Origin of the sequence: Oliverpabstia intestinalis, from assembly GCF_009696065.1 — a bacterium.
GTDB classification, from domain to species: Bacteria; Bacillota; Clostridia; order Lachnospirales; family Lachnospiraceae; genus Oliverpabstia; species Oliverpabstia intestinalis.
On sequence record NZ_VUMS01000085.1, the window covers coordinates 1 to 1,326 of the forward strand.

At 50.9% G+C, this 1,326-nt stretch carries 2 protein-coding genes; both read left to right on the forward strand.

Annotation, left to right across the window (positions count from 1 at the left end):
- The coding region (gene tnpB, locus FYJ57_RS15020; protein WP_154433278.1) for an IS66 family insertion sequence element accessory protein TnpB at nucleotides 1-321 on the forward strand (321 nt) is incomplete at its 5' end.
- 287 nt (nucleotides 322-608) lie between these two features.
- A partial coding sequence (locus tag FYJ57_RS15025) for an IS66 family transposase (RefSeq protein WP_154433279.1) occupies nucleotides 609-1,326 on the forward strand: 718 nt, incomplete at its 3' end.

Sequence of the window (1,326 nt, forward strand, 5' to 3'; positions counted from 1 at the left end):
GCTGGCTATACAGATCTCCGCCGCGGAATGGAGGGTCTGGCAAACATTATCCGTTTCCAGTTCTATCTAGACCCGTATGATAAGGATACCCTCTTCCTGTTCTGTGGAAAAAGGAATGACCGGATCAAAGGACTTTTGTGGGAAGGAGACGGGTTCCTTCTCTTATATAAGCGTCTTGATATCGGCGCCTTCAGCTGGCCCCGTTCCCCGGAAGAGGCACTGGAGATCTCACCGGACCAGTACCGGCTGCTGATGAAGGGCTTTGAGATCGTTGCAAAACATCCCATCCATCCGATCCGGGATCCACAAAAAGAACTGTGATTTCTTTTGTGCATTTCGTAGAAAATAAACAAACCCTGTTTTCGCCCGGAAGGACCTAGGATTCCTGATAATGCCAGTTATCCACTGCTGCAGGCACCATCCGGGGCAGTGCCGGTGAAAAATGATGCCGGCACCGGAAAAGCCTGTGGATAACAGTGCCGGATACCCGGGAATATCCGGATCCCCGGCATTGTTATCCACCGTCATTTTGACGGACAGGCCGATGCCGTGTGGTGGCATATATCTTCTGTATCTGTTACAATAGACTTCAGAAAAGGAGTCTTATCATGGCACATAAGTTTACAGAAGAACAACTGAACAGTGCGGACAGAGCCCTGCTCATCCAGATGATCCTGAACCTCCAGGACCAGTCAGAGGCACTGACAAAGGAAGTCCACGACCTGAACGAAAAGATGCAGCTGATGATGGAACAGCTCGTCCTTGCAAAGAAAGACCGTTTTGGGCGGTCCTCTGAAAAGATGGACAGCCCGGGCCAGATCTGTTTTATGGAGGTCGACGGGAACATCGTTTTCTTTAATGAAGCAGAAGCTGTATATGATCCGGATGCCCCGGAGCCGGAAGACCTGGAGCTGCCAAAAAAAAGAGGCAGGAAGAGGACCGGCAAACGGGATGAGGACCTTTCGGGGCTTGATACAAACATTATCACCCATTATCTGTCTGAAAAGGAACTCATCGATGAGTTCGGGGAGAACGGATGGAAACAGCTTCCTGATTCCATATCCCGCAGATATAAGTTTGTCCCAGCCAGAGTCGAAGTGGATGAACACCATATCGGCGTATATTCCAGCAAAGCAGACGGGCATATCGTAAGGGCGCCGCATCCGAAGGGGCTGCTCCATGGAAGTCCGGTTTCTGCCTCCCTTGGTGCAGCAGTCATGAACGCAAAGTATGTCAATGCAGTCCCCCTGTACCGGCTGGAAAAGGAGTTTGAACGCTATGGGCTTGCCATCACCAGACAGAACATGGCGAACTGGATGATCCGTC